General features: G+C 53.7%; 14 protein-coding genes. 2 read left to right on the top strand and 12 right to left on the bottom strand.

The genetic code is table 11. The features are described from left to right. Positions 1 to 149: 149 nt before the first annotated feature. From DOLE_RS08355 to DOLE_RS08325, 7 genes are all read right to left on the bottom strand, one after another. Positions 150 to 704, bottom strand: coding sequence for a hypothetical protein (locus DOLE_RS08355; RefSeq protein WP_012175046.1), 555 nt, complete (start codon positions 702 to 704; stop codon positions 150 to 152). Between the two features lie 64 nt (positions 705 to 768). Beyond that, complete coding sequence (locus tag DOLE_RS08350; protein WP_012175045.1) at positions 769 to 1,641, bottom strand: toll/interleukin-1 receptor domain-containing protein; 873 nt, start codon at positions 1,639 to 1,641, stop codon at positions 769 to 771. Between the two features lie 110 nt (positions 1,642 to 1,751). Then, positions 1,752 to 3,233: a zinc finger domain-containing protein gene (locus DOLE_RS08345; RefSeq protein WP_012175044.1), complete on the bottom strand. Its 1,482-nt coding sequence runs from the start codon at positions 3,231 to 3,233 to the stop codon at positions 1,752 to 1,754. A 482-nt stretch (positions 3,234 to 3,715) separates the two neighbouring features. Beyond that, a complete protein-coding gene (locus DOLE_RS08340) occupies positions 3,716 to 4,279 on the bottom strand; it encodes a hypothetical protein (RefSeq protein WP_012175043.1) in 564 nt (187 codons plus the stop codon). Positions 4,280 to 4,381: 102 nt separating this feature from the next. Further along, positions 4,382 to 4,720, bottom strand: coding sequence for a TIGR02266 family protein (locus DOLE_RS08335; RefSeq protein WP_012175042.1), 339 nt, complete (start codon positions 4,718 to 4,720; stop codon positions 4,382 to 4,384). 274 nt (positions 4,721 to 4,994) lie between these two features. After that, a complete protein-coding gene (locus DOLE_RS08330) occupies positions 4,995 to 7,235 on the bottom strand; it encodes a molybdopterin-containing oxidoreductase family protein (RefSeq protein ID WP_012175041.1) in 2,241 nt (746 codons plus the stop codon). A gap of 59 nt (positions 7,236 to 7,294) precedes the next feature. Further along, on the bottom strand, positions 7,295 to 7,717 hold the full coding sequence (locus DOLE_RS08325) for a MarR family winged helix-turn-helix transcriptional regulator (RefSeq protein WP_012175040.1): 423 nt from the start codon (positions 7,715 to 7,717) through the stop codon (positions 7,295 to 7,297). Between the two features lie 321 nt (positions 7,718 to 8,038). On the opposite strand from DOLE_RS08325, the gene DOLE_RS08320 reads away from it, so the two are divergent. After that, positions 8,039 to 10,147, top strand: a complete 2,109-nt coding sequence (locus tag DOLE_RS08320; RefSeq protein WP_012175039.1) for a hypothetical protein — start codon at positions 8,039 to 8,041, stop codon at positions 10,145 to 10,147. 13 nt (positions 10,148 to 10,160) lie between these two features. Here the strand turns inward: DOLE_RS08320 and DOLE_RS08315 are convergent, their stop codons facing one another. From DOLE_RS08315 to DOLE_RS08305, 3 genes are all read right to left on the bottom strand, one after another. Further along, positions 10,161 to 11,084 carry an alpha/beta hydrolase gene (locus DOLE_RS08315; RefSeq protein ID WP_041280972.1) on the bottom strand — a complete coding sequence of 308 codons (924 nt, stop codon included), beginning with the start codon at positions 11,082 to 11,084 and terminating at the stop codon, positions 10,161 to 10,163. A 155-nt stretch (positions 11,085 to 11,239) separates the two neighbouring features. Further along, entirely contained in the window at positions 11,240 to 13,282 is a 2,043-nt protein-coding gene (gene fusA / locus DOLE_RS08310; protein WP_012175037.1) for an elongation factor G, read from the bottom strand. Continuing rightward, positions 13,279 to 13,845, bottom strand: coding sequence for a GerMN domain-containing protein (locus DOLE_RS08305; protein WP_012175036.1), 567 nt, complete (start codon positions 13,843 to 13,845; stop codon positions 13,279 to 13,281). Before DOLE_RS08305 ends, fusA begins: the two co-directional genes overlap by 4 nt. 172 nt (positions 13,846 to 14,017) lie before the next feature. On the opposite strand from DOLE_RS08305, the gene DOLE_RS08300 reads away from it, so the two are divergent. After that, entirely contained in the window at positions 14,018 to 14,704 is a 687-nt protein-coding gene (locus tag DOLE_RS08300) for an ATP-binding response regulator (protein ID WP_012175035.1), read from the top strand. Between the two features lie 58 nt (positions 14,705 to 14,762). Here the strand turns inward: DOLE_RS08300 and DOLE_RS08295 are convergent, their stop codons facing one another. Both DOLE_RS08295 and DOLE_RS08290 read right to left on the bottom strand, forming a co-directional pair. After that, on the bottom strand, positions 14,763 to 15,023 hold the full coding sequence (locus DOLE_RS08295) for a hypothetical protein (protein WP_012175034.1): 261 nt from the start codon (positions 15,021 to 15,023) through the stop codon (positions 14,763 to 14,765). 137 nt (positions 15,024 to 15,160) lie between these two features. Beyond that, positions 15,161 to 15,733, bottom strand: a complete 573-nt coding sequence (locus tag DOLE_RS08290) for a hypothetical protein (RefSeq protein ID WP_012175033.1) — start codon at positions 15,731 to 15,733, stop codon at positions 15,161 to 15,163. Between the last annotated feature and the right edge of the window lie 20 nt (positions 15,734 to 15,753).

Below are 15,753 nucleotides of genomic sequence, written 5' to 3'. Positions count from 1 at the left end.
GCACTTCCCGGGAGCGCCGCACCCCAGTGCGGCTAAAAAAAGCCAGGGGAGCAGAATCTGTTCGTGGGGTTTGTGGCAGAACGCCTGAACTGTGCGGCCCGGCCGCTTTTTGGCCGGGTCAGCACCCGTGAATGGTTAGGCAAAAACTTTTATACCGTTGCAATAAACTTATACACTTTATCCCAAATGGCATCTGTCTCCTGTTGGATAATACTTACAATGTCACCAGGAAGTTCACCGTTGTCAAATTTGGCCTGTAAAGAATATGCCATTTTTTCCAATGAACTACCTTGATAACCAAATTGAATAAGACCATATCCGTAAGCAAGCAGGAAATTTTCAATTCCGAGTCTTTCCCACTGCACGACATGAACCATTTCATGAAAATGCAAACTTTCTGATTGATAAAGATGATTGACAAAAAATGTATCTTTGTAAGTAACACCTACCATCGGCATATTTTCCATGCTGGAAAGCTCGGGCAAGCCCATACGGCTGAGGGGTGGAAAAGGCACCATCCCTTTGACTACAACTGACTTCGCCTTATTAAGTAAATCAGGTGGGAAAATGGCTTTCAAACGTGAAAATGGGAGACTGATCACAGGTCTTGCATCGGCGTTATGTTTTTCTAATGTATCTTCGATCCATTTCTCGACTATTGGCAAAATGGATCGAAATCTTTCTATGAGGTCAAATTGATTCATATGGCAAAACCACAAAGCTATTTTGATTAAGGAAACGCATTACATTCGAAATGTCTCATGAAATTTATGATCTATTTAGTTCTATTTCTATTCTTTGAGACAGTTTGTCCCACATTATTTCTTGTTCAACTTCAGGCATTGATAAAATAGGCTTATCTGGAGGATTCAATGCTTGAAATCGAGAAAGCGTATCTTCTCTTAAAAATCTACAGGGCTTCAGTATTACAGGAAGTACGAGAGTCCCCTCCAATTCTGCTTTTTTTAGGATAGGAGGCAATTCATTATCTACTATAAAGTCAGATGCCAAAAAATCGGCGCTAATAATCAACACTGCAATGGCTGCCTTCGATAAAGCCGATGTAATTTGCTCTCGCCATTTATCACCAGCTATCAGTTTTGTATCATCCCATACGTCTACAAGGCCCTTTTTCTCCAAAGGCTTGATGTGAACATGTAGCCTTTTTAAGTGTTTTTGGTCTTCATGGCTATAACTTATAAAAACTGTATTTTTCTTTCCAGTTGTGCTTGTTTCTTGAGGGGCAGCGGATTTTTCTTTTTCATTTATAAGAAATAGATTTCCGCCTGTGCCGATGGTTGATTGCCACTTCCCTTCTATAGTGCTATTATTTACAAGCTTTGCCTTCACGCTTACATTTCCGTACCTGACCATATTTGCAGTAATCGTCATCTTGCGACCATTTATAATTACCTCTTGGGTCTCCTGCTTATTGATAAATTTATTATCAGGAACCATTGATAGAATGACGATGTTTTCCTCTATAACACCCGTGAAGTTGTATACCGATGTTCCATATTGAGGATCGTTTATTCTACTTATTCCATATAGCTTTGACCCATCTTGCTTAATTTCGACGAACACATTCGCGTTATTTGTTCCTGTAATACGCCCTGTCCAATTTCCATCAACTTTTTTCATTTCATCACCACAAATAACCTATATTCTCATTTTGTGCGTATGGCCCAACGTATTGCTCATGGGGCGCGGCTTTTTGCGCTCCCGTGCAGCAAATTGTTATGTCACAATCCCTATTCTAAGTTACGTCTATCTGTAGTGCCTATCCCCCTGCAAGCCCGACATTCCCACTCATTGTCAACTCCCGTGCCGTTGCATTCTGGGCAATCAACTTGTTCAAACAGTGTTAAGTCTATTTCATCAACAGCCTCTTGGTCCACGGTGCCAACGCCCCGGCATACCGGGCACTCCCAGGCATTGTGAGTTCCAGAGCCCTCACACAGGGGACATTCATCCTGCTTGAATGGAGTTAAATCTATTTCATTAACAGCCCCTTGATCCACAGTGCCAACGCCCCGACATACCGGGCACTCCCAGGCATTGTGAGTCCCAGAGCCCTCACACAGGGGACATTCATCCTGCTTGAATGGAGTTAAATCTATTTCATTAACAGCCTCTTGGTCCACGGTGCCAACGCCCCGGCATACCGGGCACTCCCAGGCATTGTGAGTCCCAGAGCCCTCACACAGGGGACATTCCTCCTGCTTGAATGGAGTTAAATCTACTTCATTAACAGCCCCTTGATCCACAGTGCCAACGCCCCGACATACCGGGCACTCCCAGGCATTGTGAGTCCCAGAGCCCTCACACAGGGGACATTCATCCTGCTTGAATGGAGTTAAATCTATTTCATTAACAGCCTCTTGATCCACAGTGCCAACGCCCCGGCATACCGGGCACTCCCAAGCATTGTGAACACCTGTGCCATTACATAGAGGGCATTCAGCTTTTCCAGTTTCCAATATATAGGTATCTCTTTCAGCGAAGAGCTTTTCTTCTACATCAATATTTTCATCTATAATTTCCCTAACCCTCTTCCTGTAGCCCTCGAATATCTTTTCTGTCCCATTCTCTTTTATGTCACTGGGATGTGTATCAAATTCTTCAGAAGCATGCTTTCTAATTTCGTGTAGAAGCTCAGATATTGTTTCTTTTTTTAGCTCCTTATTAGTAAAGTCCTCATGCTTAACTATTTTCAGCTCTTTAATTAATGAAGATACTGAATCTATTAGAAATAAATAGCTTTTCCATATGACGATTTTCGTATGCAACAAGTTCTTTTTCAAATTTGCAATTTGATTCTTACTTATAGTTTTTTTATTATCATACAAATCGTGACAATTCGGGCATAAATAAATCAGATTATGGGGATGGTTGTTCTTGCTGTTATGAATTGGATCAATATGGGCTATATGACCAGATGCATGATTACATATAACACATCTGAATTTGCACTCTGATTTAATCTCATTCTCAATGCCGCTTGGAACAATTGGTCGTTGATCTTCTTTCTTTGCAGGCCACGGCATACTTAAATACTTGTTAAAATTCAGCAATTCGTGTTTATCGAAAAAGTACATTTCATCTTTATGATCTGCATATGAAAGTTTTCTTTTTTCTTTGTACTTTGGAGAATATGAAATGAACCACTTTAAAAGGAGGGGTGACATTTTCAGTAAAATAGCCGCTTCAAAAATGTTCAATATTTTTGCCATATTTATTTTTCCACTTTGTATTACTTATTCACACATAACATTAATATTATTGTGATTCTTGTTTTTCGACCAGAAAAATATCCCCTTAAGCATTTAATACAATTGAAAATTGATTGTCAACATATAAAAAGTCAAACAAAATAAGGGCATTAAGAGTTAGATGGCAAATCATTTATATAATTTTCAAAAGAAAGCGGTGACAAGAACATTGAATCGACCGGCCAAATTTTAATAATTATTAATTATTTCAATTTTTTGTCTGGCTGGTGATGCCCGTGTGGACTTTGATCTGTTGCGGGATTTTGTGCCTATTGGAAGATTATACCGCTTCTCGTTTTTTTCAGTAAAAAATATACCATGGATATTTATGAGGGGATCTTCGGGGACGATCTTTTGGGGCAGTGTATTAAAAACTCAACAAGATAGTGCCGCACTGGGGTGCGGCGCTCCCGGGGTGGCGCTTGCGGGGTGTGAGCTTCCGCTTAATCCCACATCACTGTCAGTTTGTAGACATCACCATCCCGGGATATCTCGGAACGTACGTTGCTGCCACCGACCATGACAGCCAGTTCGTGGACGATGCCCAGCAGCGAATGATGGATCACATCGGCCAGCTCAGCATCCTGTTTTTGTGGGTCCATAAAGGAATGGATAGTGGCGCGGTTCCCCTCTTTTACCACGGTAATTTTTTCCGCTCCCTGGTAATCGGTGGTGAACATCGCTTGCCGTCGCGTGACCAGCCGTTGAATGGTTTCAGCGGGATCGTTCTGGACGATCATGCTTATTTTGTATACCTCGGCCAGATTGTGGGCGTTCAGTTGCCCATAGGCGAAACAGGTCTCCAGATTTGACTGCCCGATCACCTTAAAATTTGCCATGCAGAGGCGAAAAAAGAAGTCTTCCGGATACCAGGAAGACAGCAGCACCTGCGAATTGATGATTGCCATGTCATCGGCGGTCAGGTAGTCAGTCCAGTTTTTGTCTTTTTGGGCCCTTACCTGTTTGACCAGGTCAATCAGAAAGACGCCCTTCACCTGAACAGTCATAACTGCTCCCCCTTGAAGTTTACCCCGATTTTTTCTGCCTGAACGGGAATGCCCTGGCTATGGATATTCATCCATATCGAAAAATTTCATGAAATGTTCCGGCTAGGACCCGGTCACGGCCACCTTGTTGACAATTGACAGGATGGCGCTTTGCAGTCTTTTTGTGGGCTGGATAAATTTAACCCCCATCCCTTTGTCTTTTTTCTCGCCCTCCCGATTGGTCCACATGACCCTTGCGTCCACATTGAAGGGGTCCGAACCTTCCAGTGAGAATGTCAGGGTGACCCGTTCCTTTACAGACAGGGGATTTTCGGTATTGATAAACATACCATCCGCGGAAATATCCCTTGAATAAGAAATCAGAAAATCACCTTCCTGCAGATAGTTGATTTCAAATTTCAGAGGCGTCCTGGGGCTTTTTCTTCGCTCGGCTCCGGCCATTTACCAACCCCTTTTCGGGTGAATGTTAAGACGACTGCGCACGCAGCAGGGCAGCAATCAGAAACATGCCTGGCCATCACCTATAGCAAGGCCGGGGAGGGGTGTCAATATCATTGCGGCTTCCTCTTCCTGCCTTTATCCATATCGGGATCGGGTTCGGGTTCGGATGACGTGGAGGAAGTTGCCGCACTGGGGTGCGGCGCTCCCGGGAGGATGCGCCGCGTGAACCCTCTGCACGATTAAGGCTCAGGCCTTTTCGGTTTCGATGAAGTGGCTATTCTATCTTTTCCAGACGGCAGGGCACAAACCGGTGAAGCGGGGTGCCTATGGGATCCCGGTTGGTGCTTTTGGTAAGCCGGTTCACGTTGAGCCCGTAGACGCTGCCGTTGTAGTTCAGGCCGAACCCGTGGGGGATCAGCACCATGCCCGGCCGGACCCTGTCTGACACCTCCAGTTCGCCCTGCTCGGCTCCCGCTTCGGTGACCATCCGGACGATCTCGCCGTCGGCAAACCCCAGTTTATCGGCATCCGAAGGGCTGACGGCGATGGTGCAGGCCCTTTTCCCCTTGTTCCACTCCGGGTTTCGCATCATGGTATTGATGTTGTATCTCATGTGCCGGCCGGCGTTGAGCACCAGGGGAAAGTCCGCCGGCATTTTCAAGGCTTCGGCCTCGGCAGCCGCGTCCAGGGCCTTAACGTCTGCTTCCAGCTCGGGAATAAAGGCTTCGATTTTTCCGGAAGGGGTTTTTAACACGGCCATGGGATTGCTGTCGTCAATCTTTCCCACCCAGATGCCCTGGGGATTGTCCAGGAGGGCGGCAAACAGGCGGTCCCCCAGGTCCGGGCCCGGCGCGAACCCGGCCCGCATGGCGTTTTTGTAAAAGGCTTTGGGCGCGGTCATCATCATGCCCCAGATGGCGGCCTTGTGAGCGCTTTTCCACTGGCGGCCCAGGGTTTTGGCCAGCACAAAGGGCATGGCGGCAAGGGCCGAAGGCTCGGTCATGGCCCACTCCATGAGCTTTGCCCCGAATGTGAGGCTGTCTTCGGCAGCGGCCTGGTGCAGGGCCTCCGGGATTTCCGGGATCAGGCCCAGCCGGTCGGCGATCAGGGTAAAAATTTCAGCCAGCTCTTTGCATTCCCCGGGCGGCGATACAACAGGCCGCCGCAGTTGCAGGTAGACTTCCGGGTAGGACATGGGAAAAAACGTGGTGTCCCAGGACTCGTAAAACGTACAGGCCGGCAGCACGTAATGGGCCAGCCGGGCCGTCTCGCTCATGACGATCTCATTGACCACCAGCAGGTCCAGCTTTTTAAAAGCGGTCTCGTAGGCGGTGGTGTCCGGATAGGACCGCAACGGATTGCAGGCGCTCACATACACGGCCCGGACCCGGTCTGCATGATCGGTCAGGATCTCTTCGGGCAGCACCGACGGGGGAAACGCCCCGGCCGCGGCCGGCGGCATGTGGGTGGCCACGGTGCGCCATGTTTTTTCGTCCCGCTCGTCGGCGTGAAACCCCATGGGCATGACCATGCCGGGTACGATGTTGCCGCCCGGCACCAGCAGCCGGCCGCACACCAGTTGCAGCACCATCAGCAGGTAGGAGGTGAGCGTGGAACGGCGGCCCATGAACACCCCGAGGTCCGGGTGAACGCCCCACTGCCTTGTTGCCATCAGGCGGCACAGCTCAAGCACCTCCCCATAATCCAGTCCGCACACGGCAATGGCGGCCCGAATGTCAAAATTTTCAAACCAGGGGCGAATGGCGTCCCATCCTTCCACGTGCTGTAAAAGATAGTCGCGCTTTTCCCATCCTTCGGCCAGGATCAGGGCGATCATGGCCTTGATCAGCAGGGCGTCAGTGCCCGGCCGCAAGGCCAGGTGAATGTTGGCGATCTGGGCGGTTTCGCTGCGGCGGGGGTCGATGGCGACCAGGAGCTTGTCCGGGTTGTCGGCGACCTCCTTTAACACGATGGGGGCACGGGGCACCTGGTGGCTTTCCATACCGTTCCAGCCCCAGGCCACCAGCATGTCGCAGTTGTGCTCGTCCGGGCCGGTGACACTGTACTGCCGGCCCAGCATGCGACCGAACACCCACCAGTGGCCTGAAAACTCCTGGCCCGCGGAAGAGTAAAAATTCTGGGAGCCCAGGGCGCGCAGTATCGTCAGGCCAAAGGCCGCCTCCATGTGGCCGCCCTGGGAGCTGGCCCCCATGTACGCCACGCTTCTGGGCCCGTGGGCATTAACGGTGGCGCGCAGTTTTTCCGCGATCTCCGTGGCTGCCTGGTCCCAGGAGATCGGCACAAACTCCGCGCCGACCCGTTTCAGGGGGGTGGTGATCCGGTCGGCGGGGTATTGATGATAAATAACGTTCAGCCCTTTTCGGCAGGCATAGCCCCGGCTGCGGGGGTTGTCTTTATCCGGCTTTACCTTGACCATGCGGTTGTTTTCCACCAAAACCTGCAACCCGCAGTTCTGGGCGCAGAGCACGCATCCTGTTTTGTGCCACTGTTCCATTGGAAACCTCCAGCGGTGAAGATCACCTGTTTGGTTTGTATACAAATAGAAAGAAACGGCTACGCCATGTCTTTTAACAGCCTGCGCAGCAGCACCTTTTCTTCGATCGTGAACATGGAGAGCAGCTCATCGTTTGCCGCCTGCCGCTCTTTTTGAAGGGATTCTTTCATACGGTTCGCCCTGGCGGTGAGAAACACCCGGATCGCGCGACGGTCCCTGTCATCATTTTGTTTCTCTATCCATCCGCCTTCGGCCATCCGCTCCAGAACCCCGGAAAGTGTGGCCTTGTCAATGGCCAGGATCATACTCAACTCCACGGCGGTCAGGCCGTCCTGCATCCAGAGGGTTTCCAGGATCACGTACTGCATGTTGGTGAGGCCGAAGGGCAAAAGCCGTTTTTTCACCAGGCCGTGGCCTTTCTGATAGGCCTTGGAAAGCAGAAAAATCATACACTCCGGGGCCTGGGCGGTATCTGTCGTCATTCGGAAAATCCTTAAATATGGTTAGTATGCAAACCATAAGGCTCCTGCCTGCCCTCTGTCAACAGAAAAAGACAAAACCTCTTGGGATAATAATAAAACAGCGACAAAAACAGATGTAGGGCCTTTATAAGTCTTTCAAAAACAAGCCATTGGACCCTCGACCCCTTGAATCCCTGAACCCTGCGCAACCACCAAATCGGAGAAGATCCAATATTGTTAACTGTGAAACAGCGACCTGTTGATATATGATACAAGCATTGTTATTGATGATCTGTGTTTCCAGTTACCGGTTTCCGGTCTGCAAAAAAAACGAGGAGCTGCATGAAACAAAAAAAGAATTTTTTCCATACGGTTTGCCATGGCTGCCTGGCAATTGTTGTTCTGACCGGCCTGATGGTGGTTATGGGAACAGGCTGCGACAGCGGCGGCGGATATGTACCGCCTGAAAAAGCGGTCCCCTCCCCTTCCGAGCCTTCCGAGCCGGTCGAGCCGGCCCTTCCCGACATTGTTGTCAACACCCTGGCCGATGCGGAAATGGCGGAAGCGGAGACCGTGACCCTTCGGTCCGCCCTGGCCATGGCACAATCCGGGCAGAAGATCGTCTTTGACCCGTCGCTGAACGGCGGCACCATCGAACTCTCCGTGGTCGGCCAGGCTCATACGGTGCTGGTGGGAGAGTGGATGGAGATGGAGACCGACCCGGACACGGGCATTCCCGTCAGCGTGCTCAAAGGCTATGTGGAACGCGATTACGGGCCCTCCGCGTTATATGCCGCCAGGGACGTTGTTATCGACGCGTCCGCCCTGCCGGCGGGCATTACCATCCGCTGCGGGGATGGTATTGAGGCCCGTGTCCTTGCCGTCTACGGGGACCTGACCATGACCAACGTGACGGTTACCGGCGGCAGGAGCGTGGCTTCGCTTGACATTGATCCCGGCAACAGCTCTTCGCAGACGGCAACCCTGGCCCGTGGCGGCGGTGTTGCCGTGTGGGGGCTGGCCCGGCTTTCAAATTGCACGATTTACGGCAATCTCTGTGACAAGTCGGCGGACACTTACCCGGAACGGGACCAGGGCGCCTTTGGCGGCGGCATCTACGCCGATGTGGTGGAACTGACGGACTGCGTGGTCTCCGGCAACGTCTGCCTGGGGTCGGGCACATCGGGCGGCGGTGTCTTTGCCGTGGGCGGCGCGGCGCACCCGCTGCGGCAGTCCCTGCTGGAGCGCTGCGCGGTTACGGGAAACCGCCTGACCGCAAAAACCGCCTACGGAGCCGGCGTCTATTCCGATGGCGGGGGCATCGGCAATTCCAAAACCCTGAAGCTGGTGAACTGCACGGTGGCATGGAACGTGGTGGATGGCGAGTTTTCCCCTTACGGATACTGGCGCGGGGGCGGCATCTACATGTCCAACGGCAACATGGAGCTTCAGTCTTGCACCATTGTGGACAACCACGTATCCGGTTACTGGCGGGAGGACCTTCTGGGCAAATGCAGCCTTGCCGGCGGCGTTGCCGCCACCATCGGCCTGGCCCACGCCGCGGAGCGCATGACCATCGGCCACAGCATTATTGCCGGCAATACCGTTACGGACAACAGCGGCGGGGGCACCTGGGACCAGGATATTTTCACGGGATCGCTGCTCTACTTTGAGAGCCGGGGATACAACCGCATCGGGGTTATCGATTTTTCACAGATGCTGGTGCCCGTGGGGGAATTGGGCTGGCGCTCCCTCTGCCGGAAGCACTATCCCAAGGCGGGTGACATCGGTGGGGTGCACATGGATGACGTGGTTGATACAGGGACCGGAATGGCGTTTTCCCCGTTTATTGATTCCGAGGGACACAACCTGGGAAACGCCGTGGTGCTTTTTTACCAGCCGGCCGGAAGCGCGGTTGACCGGATTCCCGGGAGCGCCTACCTGGTGCCTGAAGTATTTGCCCAGTACGAGACCCGTTCCGGCGAAGATAACTTTCTGGAGATATTTCTTGACCGGGTGGAAAAAAACATTGTTGGCTCCGGCTCCGGTTTTGCCGCCGCCTTTATCAGCGATTTTAATGATTACCTTGCCGGAGAGGACTATGAAGACCCCTCGGGCAACCCCATTGACACCGTGGCCGACATTGCCTTTTTCGGGCCCGGCGACACCTGGGTGAAAGAACCTGAAAATTTTCCGCTGATTCTCTTCTGGCACGCCTTTGACGATGCCCTGAAAGATGCGGTGCCGTCTCTGGGTGATGAACTTATCGGTGACGACCAGTGGCTGGCCCTGTTTCCCGCGTCAGGCAATTTGAGTGAAAACCCCGGCATCTCTTTTTATATTGCCACTTACAGCAGCGAATTCTACTGGCTGACCGGCACGGACCAGAACCAGCGGCCCCGGCCCGTCAACGACTTTGGTGACATCGGCGCCATTGAAGCCGCCTTGTGAAGGCCGGTCCGGATTAAGAAAGATGGCGGTTTACGAACCCGGCGATCTGCTTTATCCCCCTTTTGCCCTCCGGCAGAATATCGGCAAACACGGAAAACACGTGCGGCAGGTTGTGCCAGATGTTCAGATCGACCGGAACACCTGCCTTTAAAGCGTTTTTTGCCACCAGCAGGGAGTCGTGCAGCAGCAGTTCCGTGTCGGCCGCCTGAATAAAAAGCGGCGGCAGGCCGGAAAAATCGCCAAAGGCCGGGGATATGGCGGGATCGTAAGGGTCCCGGCCCGTGGAGAGATAGGCTTCCACTTTTCTGAGCGCGTTTTTGTGAAACAGATGGCTCTTTTTCGCGTTGGTGATAAAGGTGGGGCTGGTGCGGCTCATATCCGCGAACGGGGAGAGGCAGAAGGCGGCCCGGGGCAGCGGCACCTCCTTTTGCTTGAGCGCCTGCAGGGTCAGCAGGGTCAGCCCGCCGCCGGCGGAATCGCCGCCGATAACGATATCGGCCGGGTCATGGCCCTGATCAAGCAGCCAGCAGTAAGCGCTTACCGCGTCCGTGCGGCACTCATCCACCGTATATTCCGGGACCATTCGGTAATCCAGGCTCAGCACCCTGGCCTTTGTCTCCCTGGAAAGGCGCCAGGTAATGGCCCGGTGGGTTTTGGGGGAACAGAAAAAATAGCCGCCGCCATGCAGATAAAAAATGATCCTTTTTGAATCAACGGCACTTCCGGCCGTTACCCACTCTCCCGGCACACCCCCGGCATCCACCTGCTGAATGGAAACAAAAGCCGGCACCCGGTTGATCAGCCGTCGACCGGTATTCACCACTTTTCGTATCCCAAGCATCACAAAGGGACGGTCTGTGGGCAGAAACACCTGTATCGGCTTGATACAATATTTAAGATAAAAATTGAAAAGCCTGGCATTTGGACTCAGCATCATGGGACCTTTCTTTATGGCGAGTATGGGTTTTGCCGATTCCGCGTCAGGGACAAAGCCGGCGGCTTCGGGCGGACACCGGACGATTTCGATCCCGATTTCGATACCGATTCCGATACCGATCCCGATACCGATTTCGATGTTTGTATGAGAACGGCTTACTTGCCGGGGCTGTCGAAATGGGAAAACTGCATGGAGAAGGTGCCCTTGCCCTGGGTGGCCGAGCGCAGGGCCGTGGAGTAACCGAACATGCGCGACAGCGGGGCCGTGGCCTTGATCTCCTGCATGCCGGCCTTGACCGCCATGGCCTCAATCTTGCCGCCGCGGGCGTTAAGATCACCGATGACGTCACCGATATAGTCGTCCGGCACAAACACGTCCACATTCATAATGGGCTCCAGGAGAAACGGCCCGCCCTTTGAAAAGGCCTCCTTGCAGGCCATGGAGGCGCACACGCCGAATCCCAGGCTGGTGCTCATCCCCTCTTTAAAGGATGCGCCCGTTACCTCGGCTTCCACGTCGATGACCGGGTAACCCATGAAGGACCCGCTCTCAAAAGACTCCGTGACACCCCTTTCAATGTCCGGCAGAAACTGGGGCGGAATGGCCTCCGGGGCCAGGCTGTTTTTAAACACATTGCCCGACCCTCTTTTCAGCGGCCTTAAAACAAGGGAGACTTCCGCGAAATGGCGCTGGCCGGCGATCTCTCGGTCGAACACCACGGTGCCGGCGCTCTCTTTGCCGATGGTCTCCCGGTAGACCACCTGGGGACGGCCCACGTTGACCCGTGTGTTGAACTCCCGCGTCATGCGGCTGACAATGATCTCCAGGTGCAGCTCGCCCATACCCGAAAGAATGGTCTGGCCGGTATCCTCGTCGATGCGCACGCGAAGGGTGGGGTCTTCAGCGGAGAACTTGGACAGCACCTCGGTCATCTTTTCCTGGTCGGCATGGGTCTTGGGTTCCACGGCAATGGAAATCACCGGCTCCTCGAACTCCATCCTTTCCAGGGCCACGGGCGCGCTGGCCCGGCAGAGGGTTTCACCGGTGGAGGCGTCCTTGAGCCCCACCACGCCAACAATGGCGCCAGGCCCGACTTCTTCGACGCGCTCCCGCTTGTTGGCGTGCATCTTCAGAATGCGGGAGATCTTTTCCTTCTGCTTGCGCAGGGGGTTGTACACCTCTTCTCCGGCCATCAGCCTGCCGCTGTAAACACGGGCAAAAGAGAGCTTGCGGCCCTCGATGATGGAGACCTTGAAAATCAGGGCCGCCAGTGGGCCGGAGGCTTTGGGTTCGCACCGGATCACGTCGCCGGTATCCGGGTGGATGCCTTCGATGGGCGGCACATCTTTGGGGCTGGGCAGGTAAAGGGCAACCGCGTCCAGCAGGGGCTGGACCCCCTTGTTCTTCAACGCGCTGCCGCACAGCACCGGCACCAGGGCCAGGCGGTTCACGGCGCCGCGGATTGCCTTCACGATATCAGCGGTTTCCACCGGTGTTTCGGCGAGGTAGGCCTCCATGATGGTGTCGTCCACGTCGGCGAGGGATTCCATCAGCCGGTCCCGGTAGAGCTCGGCATCCTCCCGGTAGGCATCCTCGATATCGGTGATCTCAAAGCGGGCCCCCAGGGTCTCGTCGTCCCATACGATCTGTTTCATCTCCACCAGGTCAATGACGCCGGTAAAGGTCTCCTCTCTGCCGACGGGAATCTGAAGCAGCACGGGCCGGGCCTTGAGCTTTTCCCGGATCATGTCCACGGTGCCGAAAAAATCGGCGCCGATACGATCCATCTTGTTGACAAAGGCGATCTTGGGTACCCGGTACTTGTCGGCCTGGCGCCACACCTTTTCCGACTGGGGCTCCACTCCGCCCACGGCGCAGAACACGCCCACGGCGCCGTCCAGCACCCGCAGGGACCGTTCCACCTCAATGGTGAAATCCACGTGGCCCGGCGTATCGATAAGCTGGATCTCCGTGTTTTTCCACTGGCAGGTGGTCACCGCCGAAGTGATGGTGATGCCCCGCTCCTGCTCGTCAACCATCCAGTCCATCACGGCCTGGCCGTCATGGACCTCGCCCATCTTGTAAGAGCGGCCGGTATAATAAAGAATGCGCTCGGTCACCGTGGTCTTGCCGGCGTCGATATGGGCAATGATGCCGATGTTGCGCAGGTTTTCGATTTTTGTCTTCTGTGTGTTCATCTTACCATTCGCATGTCCGGGGCAAAGGCAAACCGCAGGTCCACATGACCTGCCAGGGTATCCGCCTCCCGGCCCTCTATAAGAAACTTGACCCTGTCGATACCGTCCACATTAACGGCCAGGGAGTTGACAATGGCGTAAACCGTCAGCAGTTCGGCCTGGGAGCCGCCCGGCTGATACTCCCGGATGGCGGAGGAAAAATCCACATACGCCGTGCCATCCGCTGTCACGTACAGGGCGCGGCAGGCAATCTCCGCCGGCACCGTTGCCACGAGATCGGCCTGGCGGGGTCCCCGTGCCAGGGCACCAATGATAGCCCGGGCCGACTGAACGGGATCCGCCGCGAGAGCCACGACACGTCTTTCCGCGGAAAGGCTCGCACAATCCCTGGCGGCAAAATAGAGGTACACCTCGGTGTTCACGCCGGCCGCGGGGCCGGCCTTTTCCGCCGTTTCAACCGGCGCCGTTCCCGGTTCCGGCCTGGAGCGCAACACACCATACGCGGCAATGCCAAGGATGACCATCACCAGGCCAACTGAAACCACTATTCGCTTGTTGACCATACGCTGCCCGCCTTTTGTGTTGTCAGACACATTTAGTCCATGCCGTGCCCGATGTCAAGCGGATGATCCGATTTGGCGGCAGCAGGCATGTGACACGCGCCGGGAGGTATGCTATATTGCCGACTTGAAAAAAACCGCACACCCTTTTGCAGACGATCAAGGAGCCCCGCCCATGAGGGTGCTGATTGCCGAAGATAACGATGCCACGCGCAAAATGCTGGAAACCCTTCTGGTAAAATGGGGATACGAAGTCTCCCTGGCCCGGGACGGCGGGCAGGCCTGGGAAATTCTCTTTTCAAAAGACCCGCCCGGCATGGTCCTGCTGGACTGGATGATGCCCCGCATGGACGGCATTGAACTGTGCAGGGAAATCCGGGCCGCCACGTCAGGTGTTGAAGCCAGCTACATCATCCTGTTGACTGCCAGGTCCGAACGGTCGGACCTGATCGCCGGGCTGGAGGCCGGGGCCGATGATTACGTGGTAAAGCCGTTTCATGCCGATGAGCTGAAGATGCGGATCCAGTCCGGCAGGCGAATCCTGGCCCTGCAGGAGGCCCTTGGCAGAAGAGGAAAAATCCAGGGGGTCCTGGAGATGGCCGGCGCGGTATGCCACGAGTTGAACCAGCCGCTTCAGGCCATCATGAGCGATATCTATCTGGCCATGCTGGAGATGGATAAAGCCGACCCGCTCTACGAAAGCATGACCCACATCAGAACCCAGGTGGACCGGATGGCTGATATCACCCGCAAGCTGATGCGCATCACGCGCTATGAGACCAGGGATTACATTGAGGGAAGAAAAATCGTGGATATTGACAAATCCACCGGTGAAGCGCCCCCCACGCCACCAGAAGAATAACTGCTCCGGCGGAAGGCCTCGAACCGGGCCGGCCGGAGCGAAGGACGGCGTTTTTTGATCACCCTTTTTTAAACATGCCGATCACGACAAAAACCGCGCCCACAGCCAGCAGAATAAAAATCAGCGAGGTCTCGGACAGGCGCAGTGCCCACTCCTGAACAACGGGCCAGGGGATCTGCTCCACCCAGTCGTTGTTACCCACGATCTGGGTGATGGTAAAGATTTCCATATGCCGCTCCATCAGAACGGCGATCATCTTAAATCCAAACAGCACACCTGCTGCAATCCAGAAAAGAAATCCAATGATCGATATCTTCACATTCGTCTCCTGATGTTTTGATGCCGGGTTGAGACCTTCACTATTTTCACGCTTCTTGTCTTTACTACAAAATGCCTTAAAAGACAAGGTTTTTCATCCTGTACCGACGAAACGGAAGAACCGTTCAGTGTGTTTTGCTATCGCATCGTATTGATGGGGATCGTGATGAGGGGCAACAGCAGTGTATCGTTGCGAACCACCTTTTTCAGCATTTCCCCCCTGACGACAACCCGGTTATCCGCATCACGAATATAATAATAGAACTCGGTTATCCCGTGATACATCTCCAGCGCAAGGATGTCGATGCTCATGGGGCCGCCCATACCGGGAAGCACAAGATCCGGCGTGCTGATGCCCGTCTTATCAAAATCGGTGCCGATGGAGGTAAAAAAAACCGTCAGCACGAACTTTGCCTCGGCTGGATCGCTCATCAGGCGGCAACGGTATTTTTCCAGCAGGGTCATCTCCAGACGACGCCTGGCATAAGCAAGCGGTTCGATCTCTTTTAAGAAAAAGCACTCTAAAAAAACCGGCTGGTCCGCAAGAAACACAAAATCTTCTTCCGGCAGTTTTTCCATTATCTGGTTGATGCTGTGGGAAGTGAGCCGCTGCTCGGTGGAGCCGGCAAAATCTTCCCTCACCTGCCGGGTGGAGCAGGAGGCAAGCGCCAGCAGCAGAGACAGCACCACTATCAGTCGATAATATGTCATTGAACTCCTCGTCATGATAA

The sequence above is a fragment of the Desulfosudis oleivorans Hxd3 genome (assembly GCF_000018405.1).
Taxonomy (GTDB): Bacteria; Desulfobacterota; Desulfobacteria; order Desulfobacterales; family Desulfosudaceae; genus Desulfosudis; species Desulfosudis oleivorans.
This window is presented reverse-complemented; position numbering and strand designations above follow the sequence as displayed.